Raw genomic sequence first — 20,115 nt, forward strand, 5'->3', positions numbered from 1 at the left:
GAATTAAGTAATAATAAAAAACAAAACAACTGATTATTATATAATTAAGTAAATTTTACACATCTTTTGGTGTACCGTTGATGCACCTTTGAATACCTTTTGAGCACCCTACCAACACACTTACGGCAACCTCCGATATCCTCCGGTGTACCAAATTTATTCTTTACCCGCTTTTTGCGTGTGTATTGAATAAAACCGGAGCTATGACTCTTTGTATGGGTTGTTCGATTTCAATTAGCTTCTACATAACTCTTCCTAAGGGCCATCGGCCCGGCACATATTGTAGCCCCGGGTTTTAACCCGGGGATGATTGGCCAAAGCACAACAAGAGTGCCATCGGCACATATTGGGGTGTAAATCCAGATATTTTCAATTTGTTCAAACGATGATATATACCTGTTGATAATATGGATCGAACCTACGGCTCTCCATCGTTTTCTTCGTTTTTTTCCACGGGTTAAAACCCGTGGCTACAAGATTGGCCGAGGCTACGCCTCTAAGTCGTGTTGAACAAGCCCCGAGTGTCAACAAAATATATCTTTAGAAACTGATCAGCAACCACATCGATGTTACCCATGCAAATCGTCATAGAACCACAAAACCGCCCCGCCGGGACGTTTATCGGGCAACAAAAATTATTCTATCAACAAACCATTCTCAATAAAATCTTTAAAAACTGCCAGCGATTCATCATGAATATAACCACAACTATCAAGTAATAGCAAGTAGTAAAGTTTGCCTTTTATACGGGAGTAGTGCTGCTCAACCGTATAATACGCTATCTTACCATTGCCAGCCGGGAAGGCATTTACGGTTTCCAGCAGCATTCCAGGTTGCTCAGGTTCGTCCCTGGCTATGGCTATCATATACATGTGACCGCCTCCGATAGATTTATAAATCTCAGGGTCGGTAATTTCGTAGGCTATACAGTCTTTATATTTGGTAGTAAGCTTTATTGGGCTGGTTTTATACTCCGGTTTTAAAAATGGAGTTATAAAATCAGTCAGCGTTTGGCCATCCTTAAGTTTCCTGGCTATTAGTAATATACTATAATCTATGCTCTGGTTGTCCTTCTTGCTTATAATTGAGGTTGGCATAAACGTAATAGCTGTTACACCATTTTGATATGCGTTTGGTGTAATTCGCCAGGTACTATCAATTACAAGGCGTGTACTCACAACCCTATTGGTGATAATAATTTTATTATCCTGTTTGCCTGCTAATGCCCACATATCATTAACCGTTAAGCTGGTATCGGCAGGAGGTTGCTTTAAATTTTTTTCCAGGTTCCGGAACATCAATTCACTTACGTTGTTGCGCTTACCCAATATTTTGATTGACTGCGAAATGGCGTACTTTGATGTAGCCGGCATATTTGCAACGGTTGTGGCAAAAGCATAATCAAACCAAAAGTAACCATTGGTAATTTGAGGATCAATTTTTAATGCCGACTGATAGGCGGCTATTCCTTTTACCGATTGTGCCGACATGGCATAATGATTGCCTAAAAACCACCAGGTACGAAAATCGCCAGGCGCTATCTCAGTTGCTTTTAGATAATTATCCAGCGACTTTTTATAATATGGCTCTAATTCCATATTATACAAGTAATGAGCTACATCGCCCAAAAGCAATATAGTTTCTAAATTTTTATCGGTTTGCTTATCCAGATCGTCATACAACGACGACAGACTTTTAACAACAACTTCCTTTTTTACGGCTGCTTTCCATTCGTGCACCCAGTGGTCATACAAGCCAAGGTTATCCTGCAAAAATTTAATTTTCGGGGTGAGGCTTTCGGTTGTACTTATTTTTGTAAAATCGATGGAATTGATATTGCCGTAACACTTACCGGTAAGTATCAGCAACGAGAGTAACATTACTCCTTTATAGTTTAGGTGTTTGATCATATACATTCTTCAATAAATATAATCAAACACCTTCAGAAAACAATTTATCACCCTTTATTTAGCGACAACCTTATCTTTTACCACAACCCACGGATAGTTAAAAGTGTAATCGCCTGATCCTAACTGTACTGTTGTGCCGTTTGCATCGCCACTGGCACCTGTTAGCGGTTTACCATCCTGTTTTACATCTTCGGCATGTGCCTGCGGCAGTGTTAGCCCTGCTGTAGTATTAGCAGGAATTTTAACGTGTATGCGCATGATGCCATCTTTAACTTCCCACTCAGAAAGCAGCTGGCCATACATGGTTTCAAAAGTTGCTTTGGCAAAGGTAAACTGGCGGCCGGGTTCGGGTTTTAATACTATATTTTTATAGCCCGGTTTACCAATTTGCAGGCCTGTAACATGCTGGTACATCCAATCGCCCACGGCACCGTACGAATAGTGATTAAAGGAATTCATCCCTTTATCCTGGAAAGTACTGTCGGTTTTAATACCATCCCAACGCTCCCAAATGGTGGTTGCGCCCATTTTTACAGGGTATAGCCACGATGGATACGTTTTTTGTAGCAACAGGTCATAAGCCACATTGGTATAACCATTTTGTGATAATACCTGGCATAGGTAGGGCGTACCTAAAAACCCGGTTGAAAGGTGGTTGTTCCGGCTGCGTACATCCTCAACCAGGTAAGCTGCGGCCCTGCTTTTTAAACTATCGGGCACCAGGTTAAATTTTAATGCCAGTACGTAACCTGTTTGCGAGTCGGCGAAAATGCGGCCGGTGGGGGTCATATAATTGTGGATGAAAGCCTTTTTCACACCTTCAAACACATCATTGTATTTCTTCTCGTCGGCAGTGTTACCAATAGCGCCCGCGGCCTGGCTAAGCAGTTTTGCCGAATACGCATAAAAAGCGGTAGCAATCATATCGGGGTTGGTATAACCATTTGGCTCCGAAAAATCATAGATACCCGGACGGTAAAACAACCAATCGCCAAAAACACTACCCCCGCGCCAAATGTAGCTATCCCCTGCCTTTTTGATAATCTTATCAACATAGGCTTTCATGCTGGGATATTGGGTTTGCAAAATGCGCTTATCGGCATAAACCTGGTACATTGTCCACGGAACAATAACGGCCACATCGCCCCAGCCTGCCGATGTGGCACGGTTAGTTTGTAAAACATCGGGCACCACAAATGGCACCCCGCCATCCGGAAACTGGTCGGCTGCTACATCCTTCATCCATTTTGCAAAAAACGAACCTACGTTCATGTTAAATGCCGCCGTGCGCGAAAAAACCTGCGCGTCGCCTGTCCAGCCCAATCGTTCATCGCGCTGCGGACAGTCTGTAGGAATATCTAAAAAATTACCTTTTTGCCCCCATTGAATATTGTGTTGCAACTTGTTAATCATGGTATCTGAACAGGTAAACTGCCCGGTAACCGCCATATCTGAGTGGATAACAACAGCCGTAAAATTTTCAGGCTTAATCTCGCCCGGAAAACCTTCTACAGCGATATATCTAAAACCCATAAAAGTGAAGTGCGGCTCAAATATTTCCACGCCATCGCCCTTCAGGGTATAATTAATGGTTGCGGTGGCATTGCGCAGGTTGGCTGTGTAAAACTCACCAAATTTATCCAACACTTCGGCATGCCTTATGGTAACGGTCTTTCCGGCCTGCCCACTCACTTTCATTCTTATCCAGCCCGTCATGTCCTGTCCAAAATCAATAATTTGGGTTCCTTTAGGGCTTTTAAAAATCGCTATGGGCTTCAGTTCGGCAATTTGGTGCACCGGCACACTTTGTACCCCAACCAATGTGGCTTTTGTGATATTGTTGGCAACATCAACCGGCAACCATGCTGCAGCATCAAACCCTTTTTTATTCCAGCCGGTTATTTCTTTACGGGCATCGTAATTTTCGCCATCGTAAATGCCGTTAAGCGTTACCGGCCCGTTTTGGGTACCTTTCCATGAGCCATCTGAGTTTACGTTTTCGATGGTGCCATCGGCATAAGTTATTTGTAGCTGGCATAACAGGGCAAGGTTTTTACCCCAGAAACCCCAGTTGTTCATGTAAGCTATCGTGCCTTTAAACCAGCCGTCGCCAATCATGGCGCCAATTACGTTATCGCCGGGCTGCATCATCGCAGTAACATCATAAACCTGGTATTGCAGGCGTTTTTTATACTCCGTCCAGCCGGGCGTAAGCACCTGGTTACCTATTTTGCTGCCGTTGAGGTATAACTCATACACGCCGTGGGCGGTAGCATAAACCCGGGCCGATACCACTTTTTTAGATGCCGAAAATTGTTTACGTAACATTACCGCAGGCATTTTGCGCGAGCTGTCCTGTTTGGGTTGCACCCAGCTGGCCGTCCAGTCGGTGGTGTTAAACAATCCTGTTTCAAAATAAGCGGGTTTGCTCCAGGCAGATGTATTACCGTGGTTATCCCATACTTTTACCCGCCAATAGTAGCGTGTTGCCGATTTTAGCGATGCGCCGTTATAAGTAACAAATACCGATGAATCGGACGCTACCTTTCCCGTATTCCAAACCGTTTTGGAAGGCGAAAAGGAAGCATCAGTGGCAACAACAATAGTATATGCCTGCTGTAAAGTATTTCGTTGGGTGGTATTAATTTTCCAGCTCAAGCGGGGATGGCTAATATCAATGCCCACCGGATTGGTTAAATATTCGGCCGTCAGGCTTTCGGCAACAGGTTTTTGCGCCAGGCAAATTGCCGGCAAAACAGCAAATAAAAAAAGTAAAATATGTTTCATGGTTTACAATTGGATACCAATGTTATTGATTGCTGGCTACAGCGGCAACCCTATCTGTCTTTTGCCGGTAAACCATACTACCTAACATGCCTGTTAATTTATCCGCTTAACAGCATCAAGCGCGTCCTGGAAGGTAAGCACTTCTATTTCGTCCTGGTGTTGCTTTAGGTAAAACAATAATTGTTTGTGCGCGGCTGCAGGTGTAGTTATATAATCGCCGCCTATGCCATGAAACATAAACACGCCTAAGCCGCCGCTTTGTTGCGTCTTTTTTACAAAAGCAATCAATTCATCGCCGGTAACACCGCCGTGTATGCCCCAGGCCGGCACCTGCATGGGGTCAATCTTTTTAAAATCGGTTATTATTGCATCGGCGCCACCGCCAATACGTGCGTATTTGATAATACCTGCAGCACTCAGCGAATCGGCATATTTTACGCCGCCAACAGCTATTTCGGTACAGGGGTAGGCATACGTGCGCGTACCGGTTTTTCCATCAACGGCATATAGCAGGTTATTCATTTCGGCAACTTCGCGCTTGATCATGAATACCGAATAGTTGGCCGAATTATTTGCAGGATTGGCTTTTACCGAAGTGGTTAAACAAGGATGATATAGGGAGTGGTTAGCTAATTCGTGCCCATTTAAAGCAACCTGCCGCCAGCGCGGGATAGTTGCCTGGGTTATATACCCCGTCAGGAAAAAGGTGCCCTTAAATCCTAACGAATCGAGTTGTGGCAGGGCTACATCCAGCTGCGACGGTAAAGCATCGTCATAAGTAAGCACAATAATGGCCTTTTTATGAGATTGAGCCAAGGCGGTAAAATTGAGGAGCAATAACAATAAGGTTATTTTTTTCATAAATGCAGGTTTAAAACCCGTACTAATATAGATTAACCTGAGATTTTTTTGGTGATGACAAACGAATAAAATAAATTAAACTTTATTAAATGCTGCTGACATAGGGCTGTCACAAGCGGGTTGTTACTTTGAATTATAAATCAAAAACAAAAACGCTATGAATATTATCCCAATGTTTTTAAAGGAGTTGGAGCAGGAAGCCCAAACCACCCGTAAAATGCTCGAGATTGTGCCAACCGACAAATTTCAATGGCAGCCGCACCCAAAAAGCATGACCATTGCAGACCTTACCGTGCACATTGTTGATTTGCCAAACTGGCTTGCACTGGCCGTGTACACCGATGGATTAAATTTTGCCACCGAACCTTATAATCCCCCAACAGCCGAAAATGCCGAGGGCTTATTAGATTTGCTGGAACAATCTGTAGCCAAAGGCAAGGAAGCCCTGCAAAACATCAACGAAGAAGAGCTGCTGAAACCCTGGACATTAAGCAATGGCGATGTGATATTACAGAACTATAACAAGGCCGAAGTAATCAGGGTTGCCTTTTGCCAGCTTGTACATCATCGCGCCCAGTTAGGCGTGTACCTGCGCCTGCTAAACATCCCGATACCCGGCAGCTACGGCCCCAGCGCCGACGAACTGAGCGGAGAATATCAACGAGAAGTAGCAAGTACCATTTAGTATCAAGTAGTAAGTAGTAAGTAGTAAGACAGCTGCGAAAATTGGTTAATCCGAAAGTCAAAAAATCTTGATACTTACTACTTACTACTAAACAAAAACGATTGTCCTTTATTTAGAACAATCGTCTTTTACATGTCTTGCTGTGTGGATACTAATTTCTATACTTTGATAATTTCCCTTCGTTTATTTCTTCAAGGAAACCATTCTCGTTAATTGCATACCGGGCATAGGTTGTATCGGTATCAATTTTGTATTTGGTAACAGATTTTGATTTTTTGCGGGCTTTAGCGCGCAAAATGAACATAACAGCTGTGAAACAGATTACGGCAAGCAGTGCAGTGATTTGGAAAAATATAAAAGGCATAACGTTGAAAATAAATTGTTTAATACGCACATCTAAAACTGTGATAAAAACTTAACGGTTTATAATTTTAGCTGTAATCGTTGCCTATACATAGCTAAATATGTGCCAACATTTTATTAACGTTTATGCTTAGAAGAATGTTACAATTTGAGGGCAAAAAATTGAGGGATATTGAGCTTGTAGACAGAAAACTTGCGAAGTTTTAAAAACTTCGCAAGTTCGATAAAATCAAGACGGGAAATCCAAATCAAAAAAGGACAATCACAAGTTATAAAACGAAATAGCGTTGCCTCCCCAAAATTGTTCCTGCTCGGTAGCAGATAGCTTTGCGATATAGTTTTGTGTTACCTGCATGGTACCCTCGTAACCGCCTGCCAGCAGGCAAACCGGCCAATCGGAGCCGAACATGACACGGGCAGGGCCAAATGCATTGAATATTACATCAAGATACGGGGTAAAATCTTCAACCTTCCAGTTAGCCCAATCGGCTTCGGTTAGCATTCCCGAAATTTTGCAGGATACATTTTCATGTTTGGCCAGCGCTTCGATATCCTTTTGCCAGTCGCCTATTTTTTTATCCCTGATGTGAGGCTTGGCCAAATGATCGACCACAAACTTTTGATTGGGAAAATTGCCAACCAATTGATTAGCAAAAGGCAGATGCCGGGGAAATATCAGAATGTCATAGGTATAGCCATACTTTCCGAGTGCGGCTATACCTTCTTGAAATGCAGGCTGCAACATGTATTCATCATCAGGCTCTGATTGCAAAACATGCCGGAAACCTTTGAGCTTATCGTAGCTTTTATATTGCAGCAATTGGTCTTCAAGGTCATCAGCTTGCAGGTTTACCCAGCCTACTACACCCTTAACAAAAGGGTTTGCGGTTGCATGATCCAGCAAAAACATAGTCTCATCGTCGGTTTGGCTGGCCTGTACAGATACACAACCATCTATGCCGTGTTGCTGTAAAACAGGTAACAGGTCAACCGGCGAGAAATCACGTTTTATAGCCAGCATCTGGTCATTAATCCAACTATCCCTCACGGGGTCGAAGATCCAGAAATGCTGGTGCGAATCTATTTTAAGCATATGCTACCACGTTTTGTTTTTGTTCGCCAAGGCCATCAATACCCAATTCAATAACATCGCCAGGTTTAAGGTAAACAGGCGGTTTCATACCCAGGCCAACACCCGCCGGTGTACCTGTTGATATAATATCGCCGGGCAACAAGGTCATGAACTGACTTGTATAGGAAATAATGTGCGGCAGGTTAAATATAAAGTTTGATGTGGTACCGTACTGCATAATTTCGCCGTTCACTTTTAACCACAAGTGCAGGTTGTGCGGATCTTCAATTTCATCGGCAGTCGCCAAAAACGGACCAAGCGGCGCAAAGGTATCGCAGCCTTTACCCTTATCCCAGGTACCGTTACGCTCCAGTTGAAACTCGCGTTCAGATACATCATTATGTAATACGTAACCGGCAACGTAGCTCATGGCATCAGCTTCATCAACATACGAGGCCTTTTTGCCGATAACTACAGCAAGCTCAACTTCCCAATCGGTTTTTACCGAATTTTTGGGGACAACTACATTATCATTAGGGCCAACAATTGCTGTGGTGGCCTTCATGAAAATTACCGGCTCGGGAGGCAGCGGGGCATTGGTTTCTTTAGCATGATCGGCGTAATTTAAACCGATGCAGATAATTTTCGACGGGCGTGCAAAGGGGCTACCCAAACGCACGTCATCGGCAACTTCGGGCAGTTCGGTATCTTTTATAAACGCTGCTAAACGTGCAAGGCCGTCGGTTTCAAAAAACTGCTCGGTATAATTTTCGCCAAAAGCCGAAGTATCGTATTTTTTATTGTTAAGGATGACACCTGTTTTTTCTTTGCCGGTTTCGCCAAATCTAATAAGCTTCATTGTATCTTGTTGTTATGGTTTTGTTTAATTATTTAGGGTGATAAAGCCGCCATCGATAGGATAATCGGTACCGGTGATAAAACCGGCTTCATCTGAACATAAATAGAGCGCCAACGCCGCCACTTCTTCTGATTTGCCCATCCGGCCAATCGGCTGGCTCTTGGAGAGTTTTTCGAAAATCTCGGCTTCCTGACCCGCATAGTTTTTGGCGATAAAGCCATCCACAAAAGGGGTATGGATGCGCGCCGGCGAAATGCAGTTACAGCGGATGTTATCGTGCAGAAAATCGCGCGCAACAGACAGCGTCATGGCGTGTATAGCCCCTTTGCTCATGGAATAGGCAAACCTATCGGTAATACCAACGCTGGCCGCTATCGAGGCTGTATTGAGGATAACCCCGCCCCCATTTGCCTTTAGCATAGGTATAACGGCGTACAGGCAATTATAAGCACCTTTTACATTTACGTTAAATACTTTTTCAAAATCGGCAGTGCTGGTGGTATCGGCGCGGCCAATGTGGGCAATGCCAGCGTTATTTATCAAAATATCAATAACACCAATACTTGTAAAAGTATCCACTACTTGTTGCTGGTTGCTTACATCGCAGGCATAGCCTTTGGCCTTGCCACCGGCGGCCTCTATTTCGGCAACGGTATCGGCCGCCGCTTTATCATTTAATTCGATGATGTGCACAGTAGCGCCCTGCTGCGCAAAAAGTATCGACATCGCCCTGCCTATCCCGCTGCCACCGCCGGTTATTACTGCTGATTTATTGGTTAGTTTGAACATAAGCCCATGGCCCCCTCTAAATCTCCCCCGGTAGGGGAGACTTTTTGTTTGATTGATTAAATTAACAATTATTTAAATTCTTTTAAAGCCCTCCCTTCCGGGGAGGCTTTGGGCTTCGCGTCTACAACGACACTCCCCTTTTCCACGGTATAAAATCGTCCTGGCCAAGCTTTACCGATTTTGGTTCAATTTCGCCATTGGCAACCTGTATCACATAGTTCAGGATCCGCTCACCGGCCTGCTGTATGGTTTCGTCGCCTTCGATAATAGTACCGCAGTTAATATCGATAATATCCGGCATACGCTCAAACATTACCGTATTGGTTGATAGTTTGATCACCGGGGTAATGGGGTTACCTGTAGGTGTACCCAAACCTGTGGTGAACAATACAATATTTGCGCCCGATCCTACTTCAGCCGTAGTACTTTCCACATCGCTGCCGGGAGTGCACAACAGGTTCAATCCGGGCCTGGTTACCTTTTCGGGATAATCCAACACGGCGGCAACCGGCGATGTGCCACCTTTTTTGGCTGCCCCGGCCGATTTAATGGCATCAGTGATTAAACCGTCACGGATATTACCCGGGGATGGGTTGGCGTAAAAGCCCGAGCCATCGGCCTCGGCGCGGGCGTTGTAGGTGGTCATTAACTGCATAAAGCGGTTGGCGGTTTCCACGTCGGCACAGCGGTCGCTCAGTTCCTGTTCTACCCCGCAAAGCTCGGGGAATTCGGCCAGGATTACCGAGCCGCCCATGGTGACCAGCAAATCTGATACATAACCCAAAGCGGGGTTTGCCGAAATGCCCGAAAAACCATCAGAACCACCACACTCCATACCGATGCATAGCTTTGATAACGGCGCAGGCCGGCGTTGAGTTTGGTTAGCCTGTACCAGGCCGGCAAAAGTTTGTTTAAGGGCTTGTTTAAGCAATTCGCTTTCGGTACCTACTTTTTGCTGTTCCAGTACTACTATTGGTTTACTGAAGGAAGGATCGCGTTTGGCAATCTCGGCCTGTAAAATACTAACCTGCGCGTGCTGGCAACCAAGGCTCAGTACCGTTGCCCCTGCAACGTTTGGATGGGTGATGTAACCGGCAATCAATCCGCACAAAGCATCCGAATCATCCTTGGTACCGCCACAGCCCATACTATGGTTCAGGAATTTGATACCATCAATATTTTTAAAAAGGCGTTTTGAATTTGGTTTATCAGCACTTAGCTGAATATCGGCATTCAAAATCTCTTCAACCGATTTACCTGCCTGGTAAAGCTCCATTAGCTGCTCCACATCGCCCTCGTAGTTTTTGGCTTTTTTATAACCAAGCTTATCAACCAAAGCTTCCTTTAAAACCTGAATGTTCCGGTTTTCGCAAAACACCAGCGGTACTACTATCCAGTAATTTGCTGTACCTACCGATCCATCGGCACGGTGATAACCGTTAAATGTTTTGCCCGCAAAATTTGAGGTATCGGGCTGATGCCAGCTCAGCTTACGCTCGCCTAAGTGAAAGCCCTCTGATGCGTGGTGTACATTGGCTGTAGTAAGTAAACCACCTTTAGGTATTGTTACCGTGGCCTTACCTACCAACACACCGTACATATAAATTTCTGCACCTTGTGCCAATTCATTAATAGCAAATTTGTGCTTGGCGGCCACACGATCAACCAGCGAAAAGCTTTCACCCTCAAAATTAATTATGGTGCCCAACTCCAGGTCCTGCAGTGCAACCAGCACATTATCATGCGGGTGAATCCTTAAAAATGTTTCTTTCTGCGACATTGTATTTTTTATATTTTGTTCATGGTTGATGGTTCATAGTTCATAGTAAAAAGCTACCCAAAACAATGTACCATGATTCTTGACAAACTAAACTTTCGGCCATGAACCATGAACTTTTTCTTTGTTCATAGTTGATAGTTCATGGTAATATTTCACAGCTAAAAAGTACGCTCTTACTATGAACCATTAACCATGATCCATGAACCAATATTAATTAAGCGATAACTCAATAACCGGTATCTCATAAGGCGGTTTGGCCGGCATGGTAACCTCCAGATCGTCAGATCCTGATGTTTTGTATAACAACTCCGAATGATCGTTTAAAAACTGCGCATATTTAATCTTCCCGGCGTAACCAGGCAGTATCAGCTTACCCTTGGGGTAATCAAACAATTGCACGTATAGTTTTTTTGTTGCTTTATTGTAAGTAAGTTTTGAACCCTCGGGTATTTTATAAGTATCCGGGGCGTAAGTACAGTTGTAAATTGATTTATCGTTAGCATGCATCCAGTGTGCTAAACTATCCAGCGCGTTTGTGGCGCGGTAATCAAATTCGCCGCGGGCGGTTGGGCCTACGTTAAGGATAAGGTTACCACCGTTACTTACCGATGTTATCAGCAAATCCAGTAACTGGCGGTGAGTTTTCCATGTATTTTCATCGCGATAGTATCCCCATGAACCTGAAAATGTTTGGCAGGTTTCCCAGGTTTTACCACGGTATTTGGCCAGTTCGGCAGTACCTACCTGTTCCGGCGTTTCAAAGTCGGCACCATCTTTATATTCTTCCAGGTTAAGGCGGTTATCTACAATAATACCAGGCTGCAATTTCCTGATCAGTTTTAACAGTTCAACAGATCCCCACTCGTCTTTACCCTTACCATGGCCATCACCACGCGGGAAAGAAAAATCGAGCCAAAGGATATCAATTTTGCCATAGTTGGTTAACAACTCGGTTATCTGGTTACGCATATATTGCCTGTATTTGGCCATATCACGTTTTTTATTCAGTTTGGCATAGCTGGCGTCGCTTTTATCTTTTGGCGATTGTGGGTGAATTTCATCGATAGTGTAATCCGGGTGGTGCCAATCCAACAGCGAATAATAGAAACCTACTTTAAGCCCCTGCCCACGGAAAGCGTTTACATACTCGCGTACCAAATCGCGTTTGGCCTGGGTGTTAGGCGCTTTATAATCGGTATATTTTGAATCGAAAAGACAAAACCCTTCATGGTGCTTGGTGGTAAGCACCGCGTATTTCATACCTGCGGCTTTGGCCTGTTTAGCCCATTTCTGAGGGTCAAAATAATCGGGGTTAAACTGGTCGAAATATTTCCGATAGCCGGCGTTGTCAATCTTCTCATTATGTTTTACCCACTCGTGCCTGGCCGCGCCCGAGTATAATCCCCAGTGAATAAACATACCAAAGCGGCTGTCTTTCCACCACTCCATACGTTTTTCTTTTTGGGCATCGGTTTCGGTGCCAATTGTTTTTTGTTGTGCCGATGCCGATAAAACGGCTACCAGCATCACCAGCATAGATAATTGAAGTTTTTTGAACATGAGGTTTATAATTTAGTTGACAGGTTATTTATAGCTGAAATATTTTATCCATTAAAACCCATTTCTCGCCTTTTTGGGCGCCTTTAACAGCCTGCTGGTATTTCCACATCAGGTTTTCCCATTCCTGCACTTTTGGATTGGCGGCATCCGCGGCCGACTTTTTTTCGAAACTGAAAGTATCATCGGTTTCCATGATCATAAACAGGCGTACATCAAAACGGTAAATTTCCATGTTGGTGATGCCGTAAGCGGTAATACTTTTATGAATCTCGGGCCAGATAGCCTGGTGGTATTTTTCGTATTCGGCAATCAGTTTGGCATCGTCAACCAAATCAAGCGTTAAACAATATCGGTGGGCCATAAATAGATTTAAAAAGTGGTATATCGGTTATACAAAGAAATAAAGTTTACAGGTAAATAGTTGGCATAAAATGGTTAAAACATTCAGCTTTTTTGGCATAAGAAAGTAGCCCCAGCCATATTTCTCCTGCAAGGAGAACTTAAAAAATAGCTAATGAAAGTATTATCAACCGCAGGAGATTATTCGCGATTAGGCTGCTGTTGGCGCTCATGAAGCTGCGTTGTTCAGCGGCAGCTTACGAGTTCTTAATAAACTCTTTCTGGTACATCAGCGGGCTTTTGCCGGTTACCAGCTTAAAATGTTTGTGAAAGGTTGAAAAGTTATTAAACCCGCTATCGTAACATAGCTGTTTAATGTTAAGCTTATCTTCTATCAGTAATTTACAGGCATGGCCAACTTTTATTTCGATGATAAACTGCGAAAAGGTTTTGCGGGTTTTTGATTTAAAGTACCGGCAAAAGGAGTTGGAGCTTACACCGGCTATCTCGGCAATCTCGTCCAGGTAAATCTTTTTCCTGAAATTTTGCATCGAGTACTCATAAATGCCGTTCAACCTGTCATTTTCCGAATCATTATGATCGTATTTAAAACCAATGGAGGCCATGTAACTTGAAGGGACACTGGTGGCTATAGCATTTAATGCCTTCAGCAGCATAATAATGCGCTCGGCACCGTCTGTACTTAACATCGCGGCCATTTGTACGGCCACTTTTTCTTTTGTGCCACCGGTAACCTGCAACCCGCGTTTTGATTTCTCGAGCAGTACCTTTATCAATTTATTTTCGGGCAGTTGTAAAAATTGATCGCCCCAAAAATTTTCACAAAAGTGTACTACAAAAACCTCTACCCCGTTATTTTCACCGGAATTAAAATACAAATCGTCAAAACGCCAGTAATGCGGCAGGTTGGGGCCAACCAATACCATATCGCCCGATTTGAATTGCTTTATACTATCGCCAACAAACTGGGTACCGCTTCCTTTCTTCAGGTAAATGAGTTCCAATTCGGGGTGGCAATGCCAGCGGTTGTTAATATCGGGCAGTACATCGTGCCGCACACTAAATGAGTGCGCAGGGCCCGAAGAAACTTTTAATAACTGCGGTTTCATTCAGCTTATTTTACAATTGATGCGATAAATATAGCCAATAATTGTAAAAATAGCTGATTGTCTCGTTTTTTTTACACCACCCAAAAAAACCATAAGCTACATTTTCTTTTAAGTGATATATTTTTATATCTTGCTGCCAGATTAAATCCAATTATTCCCTGATGAAACCTTATTACAAACTACTGCTTCCGGCATTATTATTGCCTTTATTTTCTGCAGCGCAAAGCAATTACAAACCTGGTTATGTTGTTACCCTTAAAGGCGATACTTTACGCGGCTTCATCAACATTAAAGAATGGGCTGTTAACCCACGAAAGATTAGTTTTAAGACAACCTCAGATAATAAAAACAGCCGCGAACTTGGTGTAAACGACATTACATTTTTCTCGGCAACCAACCTGGAGGCCTATCAGCGTTATGCCGGATTGCTGAACGACGACCCAACAAATATCTCAAACCTGCCCACGGGCCGGGATGCAAGCACCATTACCGATACTGTGTTCCTTAAAATCATTCAAAAGGGCACTAAAATCACCTTGTTTGAATACACCGATAGCAAAAAAGATCATTTTTTTGTGACCGAAACCAAAGACAACCAGCCTGTAGAATTGGTTTACCGGGTTTATAACAACGATGGCAAAACCGTAAACGAAAATGGTTATATGCAGCAGCTTTATCTGTTAGCCGAGAAATTTAACGGTAGTCAAAACCAAAAAACAAGGATAGAAAAAGCAGATTATAATTATAACAACCTGGTAGAAGTATCAAGAATGATCAATCATAGTACGGCTAAAGATGATGAAGTTGTAACAGGTAAAAAGAAAGGAACCTTCTTTTTTGCATCGGCGGGGGCTAATATCAGTAAAATATCATCTGATAAAGCTTTTGCTGATTTTGATTCATCTGTAAAAACCGCCGGGACTACAGGAAAAAGCGCAAAGCCGACCTCCTTTTTCCCAAGAATTGCTGCCGGAGTAAATGTATTAGCCAATCCGAATACAGGGAAGCTTGTTTTCAGGGCAGAAATAGCTTATACCTCAAATAAATATACGGGAAGTGCGGTAAACAGCGGTTCATCTGAAAACTACTCGCTTGATCAAAATACGTTTTCCTTAATCCCCCAGATTTTGTACAACTTTTATAATACCGACGATCTTAAATTTTACGGCGCTGTAGGTGCATCGTTAAATATATCGAGCTATAAAAGCAAAATAGTTTATAACAGTAGCGGTACAATTACACAAAATGCCAACCCTTACGGATTACTATCCAAATGGACTTCATTCCCGTTTCATGCCGGCGCGATAATCAATAAAAAGTTTGACGTATCTGTAGCTTATATCCCTAATGCAACTTTTACCAACACCGATGCCTACTATATACAGGTAAGTGCTGTTCAAATAGGACTAAATTATACTTTTAACTAAGCAATATTTTAACTAACCCTTATCTCATGAAACACCTAAACAAACTCATTTTGGCAGCCTTTATGCTTCCTGCCATAGCCATGGCGCAAAGCAATTATAAGCCGGGCTATGTTGTTACCCTTAAAGGCGACACCTTACGTGGCGAAATAAACCAGAAAGAATGGTTTGGCAATCCCAAAAACGTAGAATTTAAAAACGCGGCAGGTGTTAAAACCTATACGGTAGATGATATAAGCTATTTTGAATTACTTAATTCATCTATTTATCAAAGATACTCAGGCGAGATCAGCATGGATGAAACCAACACTTCAAAATTGCAAACCGGAGTTGATTCAACCAGAAAGCAGGATGTGGTATTTTTAAGGGTAGAGCAAAATGGCCCTAATGTAACCTTGTATTCATACATCGATGCCAAAAAGACGAGGTTTTTTATTGGCGACAACAAAACCGGCCAGGTTAAGGAACTTGTTTACCGGATTTATTATTTGCCAGATCATGGCGTACAAACCCGAATAGAAAATATTTATATCCCACAACTGTATGACCTGGCCATTAAATACAACCCAACATCCGAGAAATTAAAGAGCGAGATAGAAAACGCCACCTATAGTTTCCCCGATTTGAAAAGCATTTCGCAAAAGCTTAATAACATTACGGTTGATAAAAAAAACTACGGTAGTAAATCGGCATGGAAGTTCTTTGCGGGCGTGGGAGTTAATGCTACGCTATTTACAACCAGTGCGGGCACCAGCAACGGCTCAAAATTTTACGACGCTAAAAATACAACTTCTGTGTACCCAGCAGTGGCAGCAGGCGTAAATTTATATCCAAACCCAAGTGTTGGTAAACTCGTTGTTCGTGGCGAAATAATGGTTACCGGAGCAGCGTATAAAAATTCTGTAGATCTTTATTTTAACCAGCCCGACATACCAAAATCTGATTTCAATGTGAAGGAGTTTTTGGTAATTGTTAATCCGCAGGTTATTTACAACATTTATAACACCAATGCTTTTAAATTTTTTATTGATGCGGGTATATCTTACGCTTTTGTAAAAACAACGGGCAACTCCATCTACAACAGTCATCTTCAAACAACTACGTACAATTATCTATCCCTTAGTTCGGGATTAATAAGCTTCCCTATTAAGCTGGGCATAACTGTAGCTAAAAAGGTTGATATATACGTTTCCTATTCCACACCTGCAGCTATTACCAATAGCAGGGACTATACCATAAATGCAAACAGCATAAAAGCAGGCATCAATTACGAGTTTTAACATTAAAAAGCGTCCCGGTATCTCACCCCCGGGACGCTCTGTTATTGCTTAAACCAATAACATCAACTAAATCCAGATCAACCTCGCGTATGATCATTGCTTGCCATCTTTCTCAGGGACGGCCAGACTTTAAATATCTTTTCAGGCTTTATCCCTCATTAAAACGGGCCACCGCCAGGAGGGGGACCACCAGGGCCAGGTCCGCCGGGACCACCTGGGCCCATTGTTGGTTTTTTGCCTGCAAACTTCTGTAGCTTAAGGGTAAAGCTTAACAAATAATACCGGCCCAGCCTGTTGCTGCTGGTTTGGGTTACATAGCTGCCGCTTTGCGTACTGGTGTAACCCGTGTTTTGGTTAAACACATCCATTGCCGATAGGCGGATGGTACCCGCGTTTCCTTTTAAAAACCTGCGCTCAACATAGGTGTTTAATATATTGGGGTTGGTAGCGCCTTTGTAACCATAGTAAAACATCTTGGAGTAATCGTAACTCACGGTCCAATCCTTCCATAAATAATTTTTGCCGTTGATGCCCAGGTTAAGCGAACTGAAATTATTGTTGATATTAGCCGTGGTGATCGAATTATTCGATTTATTAACCGCATAGGTTGTACTGGCCTCGGCATCTACAACATCAGTAATACTCAGCCTGAATTTTACACCTTGCGATAGCACCAGGTTTTTAGCTATATTTTTCTCGGTTGTCATGGCATAACTTGTCGAATCGACATTACTTATATAAGAGATGTTATTATTGTACGCAACGTTGCCTATAAAGAATAAATTATATTTTCTTTTATCCCACGGCTTGGCAAATACATAAAAGCCTTGTGCCGAGTAATACCCATCGGCATTTAAATACTGGGTTAAAATGCTCCCGGCCAATTTGCTGTTTGGCGTGTACGTTTTAGGATAATTGACGGTGTTGGCTACAATCTTATTATCGGTAGTGGTGAAAGATAAATTACTAAAAAACACGTTACCGCTCTCGAAATTAAACTTGTTGTACCGGATGGACAGGTTGTTATTAAACTCCGGCTTTAAATCGGGGTTACCTTGTACCGGGTACGATGCGTTGCTAAAATCGGTAACAGGCTGCAGCTCGGTATAAGTTGGCTGACTGCTGGCACCGTTATAATTTAAGCTCAACGACTGATTGCGCGAGAAGTTGTAAATGAACCTGGCATTAGGCGCCAAGTTAAATGTGTGGCTATCTGTTGGCGAAGCACCATTGGTTAATGATTGCCCGCGCAGTATGGTTGGCTGTGCTACCAAACCCAACGTGTAGTTATACTTTTTATCGATAAAACGATAGTTTAACCCAAAACGGTTGGTAATAAACGTGGAGTTATAACTGTTACTCAGCAAGCCATAATAATCTTTGGTTACGCCATCAAGGTTAAGGGTATCAGTTAGTTTATCGGCTGTGGTATAGGCGTAATGATAGGCGTAGGTTAGTTCAAGATAGCCTTTTTTACTTACCGGCTCCAAAAACGATACGCTTGTACCCACGCTATCGGTACGGCTATTGGTGTTAATAAATTGGTTTAGCGGTGCGTTTGCAGCCCCATCCAGGTAAGTGTAAACCGGGTTTTGATATTTATTGATCTTATATGACCCGGCCCCCACGTTCAGGCTAAAGTTGCGGCCTTTACGGGCAAAACGGTGGTTAAATAACACATTGGCACCATAATTTGGCTCGGTTTGGTTACTGTAGGTATCAAAATTATAGTTAGATATGGTTTGCGAGTTATTAACCAGCAAACTGCTGCCTAACTGTGTGGTAGTTACCCGCGCGTAAGCAAATGATGGTGTAATTTTTATGTAGTTAACCGTATCTGGCTTAATTTCGATATTGAAGTTGAAGCGATGGTTCAGCTTCTCGTCGTTTTGGGTATTGTTATTGGTATTGGTGCTTGGGTTTAATGTAGATATATTGTTTTGAATGGTTTTGTTAAGCGTATACACCGAGTTATCGGCAAAGCTATAGCTGCCATACGCGGTAACTTTTTTGCCCCAGCTATCGCGGTAGTTAAGCCCAAACGAGCGGGCTGTGGTGATACCATTGGTATTGCTGCTATTGCCCCCCGGAGGGCCGCCCGGACCACCACCCCTTGGGCCGCCGCCGTTAAACGTAAACAAGTTGGTATTGGTATTATTCAGGTTACCTAAAAAAGCCAGTTGCTGATCGCCGTTGAATTTGAAAAAATTTGCCGATGCTACATACCGGTTACTTTCCTGGCTGTTTGCTATACCGGGTATGGCATCCCTGCCCCCTCCTAAGCTGGCCTGGCCAAAGTAGCCGTAGTTTTTGCTTTGCTTTATGGTAATGTTCAGAATTTTCTCGGGCTCGCCGCTTTTTACGCCTGTAAGATTGGCCTGATCGCCATAATCATCAATAATCTGGATGTTTTGCACAATATCTGCCGGCAGGTTTTTGGTGGCCGATTTTACATCACCGCCAAAAAAATCTTTCCCGTTTACCCTTACTTTGGTAACGCTTTTGCCCTGGGCGGTAATATTGCCATCTTTATCAACATCAACGCCGGGTAGTTTTTTGATAACATCCTCTACAGGCGCATTATCACGTACAGGGTAGGCCGCTGCGTTAAATTCAATTGTATCTTCCTTAAGTTTCACCGGGTTAACATCCGATATAGTGACGGTGTTAAGCATATAGGTGTCGTTTTTAAGAATAATGGGCTTTAAAAACACAGGAGTATTGGCATTATCCAACACAAAACGCCGGCGTAGCCCCTGGTAACCTATCGAGTTTAAAACCAGGCTAAACTGATTAACTTTTACATCATCAAAAGTAAAAGCGCCTTTACTGTCGGTAATAACTTTGGTGCTATCGGTGCCGGTTAACAGTTTAATGGTAGTACCTGGCAAGGCTACCCCGGTGGAGTCTGTTACCGTGCCCTTAACCCGTCTGCCCGTTTGTGCAAAGGTTGCAAGGTTACACAGCAAGGCTGCAATTATCAGGTATGTAAATTTAAGTTTCATTGTGTTGTGGCTTATTTGCAACACAAAGCAATAACATCAGCATCACCCCAAAAAACACAATAGACCGGGGCATAGTAAATGTAGACGAAGACATGTTTTTTCCCTATAGAACCATGTATTTGCAGCATTAAACTCCAATTGACAGTATTCAACGGTTAATTTTAGCCATTTGTCGGCAAGTTGTGCCTGTTAGGCGATTATGGTTGACTGATAACCAAATGGTTTAGTAATATTGAATGATTATTAAACCGTAATCGAAAATCTCAGGTCA

At 43.0% G+C, this 20,115-nt stretch carries 15 protein-coding genes; 3 read left to right on the plus strand and 12 right to left on the minus strand.

Annotated elements, in window-relative coordinates:
• Window positions 1-635: 635 nt before the first annotated feature.
• The 3 genes from AC1RM2_RS01695 to AC1RM2_RS01705 form a co-directional block, all read right to left on the minus strand.
• Window positions 636-1,910, minus strand: a complete 1,275-nt coding sequence (locus tag AC1RM2_RS01695) for a tetratricopeptide repeat protein (protein ID WP_492982759.1) — start codon at window positions 1,908-1,910, stop codon at window positions 636-638.
• A 54-nt stretch (window positions 1,911-1,964) separates the two neighbouring features.
• Window positions 1,965-4,697 carry a glycoside hydrolase family 78 protein gene (locus tag AC1RM2_RS01700; RefSeq protein WP_492982761.1) on the minus strand — a complete coding sequence of 911 codons (2,733 nt, stop codon included), beginning with the start codon at window positions 4,695-4,697 and terminating at the stop codon, window positions 1,965-1,967.
• A 93-nt stretch (window positions 4,698-4,790) separates the two neighbouring features.
• Entirely contained in the window at window positions 4,791-5,558 is a 768-nt protein-coding gene (locus AC1RM2_RS01705; protein ID WP_492982763.1) for a polysaccharide deacetylase family protein, read from the minus strand.
• Window positions 5,559-5,715: 157 nt separating this feature from the next.
• Here AC1RM2_RS01705 and AC1RM2_RS01710 point away from each other — a divergent pair, with 157 nt between their 5' ends.
• A complete protein-coding gene (locus tag AC1RM2_RS01710; RefSeq protein WP_274208554.1) occupies window positions 5,716-6,243 on the plus strand; it encodes a DinB family protein in 528 nt (175 codons plus the stop codon).
• Window positions 6,244-6,394: 151 nt separating this feature from the next.
• Here AC1RM2_RS01710 and AC1RM2_RS01715 read toward each other — a convergent pair whose 3' ends face one another.
• The 8 genes from AC1RM2_RS01715 to AC1RM2_RS01750 form a co-directional block, all read right to left on the minus strand.
• Entirely contained in the window at window positions 6,395-6,547 is a 153-nt protein-coding gene (locus AC1RM2_RS01715) for a hypothetical protein (RefSeq protein WP_274208555.1), read from the minus strand.
• A gap of 321 nt (window positions 6,548-6,868) precedes the next feature.
• A complete protein-coding gene (locus AC1RM2_RS01720) occupies window positions 6,869-7,699 on the minus strand; it encodes an amidohydrolase family protein (RefSeq protein ID WP_492982766.1) in 831 nt (276 codons plus the stop codon).
• Entirely contained in the window at window positions 7,692-8,537 is an 846-nt protein-coding gene (locus AC1RM2_RS01725; RefSeq protein WP_492982768.1) for a fumarylacetoacetate hydrolase family protein, read from the minus strand. The genes AC1RM2_RS01720 and AC1RM2_RS01725 overlap by 8 nt, the downstream gene beginning before the upstream one ends.
• 24 nt (window positions 8,538-8,561) lie before the next feature.
• On the minus strand, window positions 8,562-9,326 hold the full coding sequence (locus AC1RM2_RS01730; RefSeq protein WP_492982770.1) for an SDR family NAD(P)-dependent oxidoreductase: 765 nt from the start codon (window positions 9,324-9,326) through the stop codon (window positions 8,562-8,564).
• 121 nt (window positions 9,327-9,447) lie between these two features.
• Window positions 9,448-11,106, minus strand: coding sequence for a UxaA family hydrolase (locus tag AC1RM2_RS01735; protein WP_492982772.1), 1,659 nt, complete (start codon window positions 11,104-11,106; stop codon window positions 9,448-9,450).
• A gap of 210 nt (window positions 11,107-11,316) precedes the next feature.
• The gene (locus AC1RM2_RS01740; RefSeq protein ID WP_492982774.1) at window positions 11,317-12,666 is read right to left on the minus strand and encodes an alpha-L-fucosidase; all 1,350 of its coding nucleotides are present in this window, start codon (window positions 12,664-12,666) and stop codon (window positions 11,317-11,319) included.
• Between the two features lie 28 nt (window positions 12,667-12,694).
• Window positions 12,695-13,027 carry an L-rhamnose mutarotase gene (locus tag AC1RM2_RS01745; protein WP_492982776.1) on the minus strand — a complete coding sequence of 111 codons (333 nt, stop codon included), beginning with the start codon at window positions 13,025-13,027 and terminating at the stop codon, window positions 12,695-12,697.
• A gap of 235 nt (window positions 13,028-13,262) precedes the next feature.
• Window positions 13,263-14,135, minus strand: a complete 873-nt coding sequence (locus AC1RM2_RS01750) for an AraC family transcriptional regulator (protein ID WP_492982778.1) — start codon at window positions 14,133-14,135, stop codon at window positions 13,263-13,265.
• 161 nt (window positions 14,136-14,296) lie between these two features.
• Between AC1RM2_RS01750 and AC1RM2_RS01755 the strand changes: the two genes are divergently transcribed.
• Together AC1RM2_RS01755 and AC1RM2_RS01760 are read left to right on the plus strand one after the other, a co-directional pair.
• Entirely contained in the window at window positions 14,297-15,562 is a 1,266-nt protein-coding gene (locus AC1RM2_RS01755; RefSeq protein ID WP_492982780.1) for an outer membrane protein, read from the plus strand.
• Between the two features lie 26 nt (window positions 15,563-15,588).
• A complete protein-coding gene (locus tag AC1RM2_RS01760; RefSeq protein WP_492982782.1) occupies window positions 15,589-16,839 on the plus strand; it encodes a hypothetical protein in 1,251 nt (416 codons plus the stop codon).
• Window positions 16,840-16,997: 158 nt separating this feature from the next.
• Here the strand turns inward: AC1RM2_RS01760 and AC1RM2_RS01765 are convergent, their stop codons facing one another.
• Window positions 16,998-19,844 (minus strand): outer membrane beta-barrel protein, encoded by a 2,847-nt coding sequence (locus AC1RM2_RS01765; protein WP_492982784.1) that lies wholly within the window; start codon window positions 19,842-19,844, stop codon window positions 16,998-17,000.
• Between the last annotated feature and the right edge of the window lie 271 nt (window positions 19,845-20,115).

Source organism: Mucilaginibacter sp. GW822-FHT03E02 (genome assembly GCF_058801545.1).

Coding starts and splice junctions, on each gene's coding strand:
- AC1RM2_RS01755 (WP_492982780.1), top strand. CDS start 14,297: ATGAAACCTTATTACAAACTACTGCTTCCGGCATTATTATTGCCTTTA.
- AC1RM2_RS01740 (WP_492982774.1), bottom strand. CDS start 12,666: ATGTTCAAAAAACTTCAATTATCTATGCTGGTGATGCTGGTAGCCGTT.
- AC1RM2_RS01720 (WP_492982766.1), bottom strand. CDS start 7,699: ATGCTTAAAATAGATTCGCACCAGCATTTCTGGATCTTCGACCCCGTG.
- AC1RM2_RS01710 (WP_274208554.1), top strand. CDS start 5,716: ATGAATATTATCCCAATGTTTTTAAAGGAGTTGGAGCAGGAAGCCCAA.
- AC1RM2_RS01760 (WP_492982782.1), top strand. CDS start 15,589: ATGAAACACCTAAACAAACTCATTTTGGCAGCCTTTATGCTTCCTGCC.
- AC1RM2_RS01750 (WP_492982778.1), bottom strand. CDS start 14,135: ATGAAACCGCAGTTATTAAAAGTTTCTTCGGGCCCTGCGCACTCATTT.
- AC1RM2_RS01715 (WP_274208555.1), bottom strand. CDS start 6,547: ATGTTCATTTTGCGCGCTAAAGCCCGCAAAAAATCAAAATCTGTTACC.
- AC1RM2_RS01765 (WP_492982784.1), bottom strand. CDS start 19,844: ATGAAACTTAAATTTACATACCTGATAATTGCAGCCTTGCTGTGTAAC.
- AC1RM2_RS01735 (WP_492982772.1), bottom strand. CDS start 11,106: ATGTCGCAGAAAGAAACATTTTTAAGGATTCACCCGCATGATAATGTG.
- AC1RM2_RS01730 (WP_492982770.1), bottom strand. CDS start 9,326: ATGTTCAAACTAACCAATAAATCAGCAGTAATAACCGGCGGTGGCAGC.
- AC1RM2_RS01705 (WP_492982763.1), bottom strand. CDS start 5,558: ATGAAAAAAATAACCTTATTGTTATTGCTCCTCAATTTTACCGCCTTG.
- AC1RM2_RS01725 (WP_492982768.1), bottom strand. CDS start 8,537: ATGAAGCTTATTAGATTTGGCGAAACCGGCAAAGAAAAAACAGGTGTC.
- AC1RM2_RS01700 (WP_492982761.1), bottom strand. CDS start 4,697: ATGAAACATATTTTACTTTTTTTATTTGCTGTTTTGCCGGCAATTTGC.
- AC1RM2_RS01695 (WP_492982759.1), bottom strand. CDS start 1,910: ATGATCAAACACCTAAACTATAAAGGAGTAATGTTACTCTCGTTGCTG.
- AC1RM2_RS01745 (WP_492982776.1), bottom strand. CDS start 13,027: ATGGCCCACCGATATTGTTTAACGCTTGATTTGGTTGACGATGCCAAA.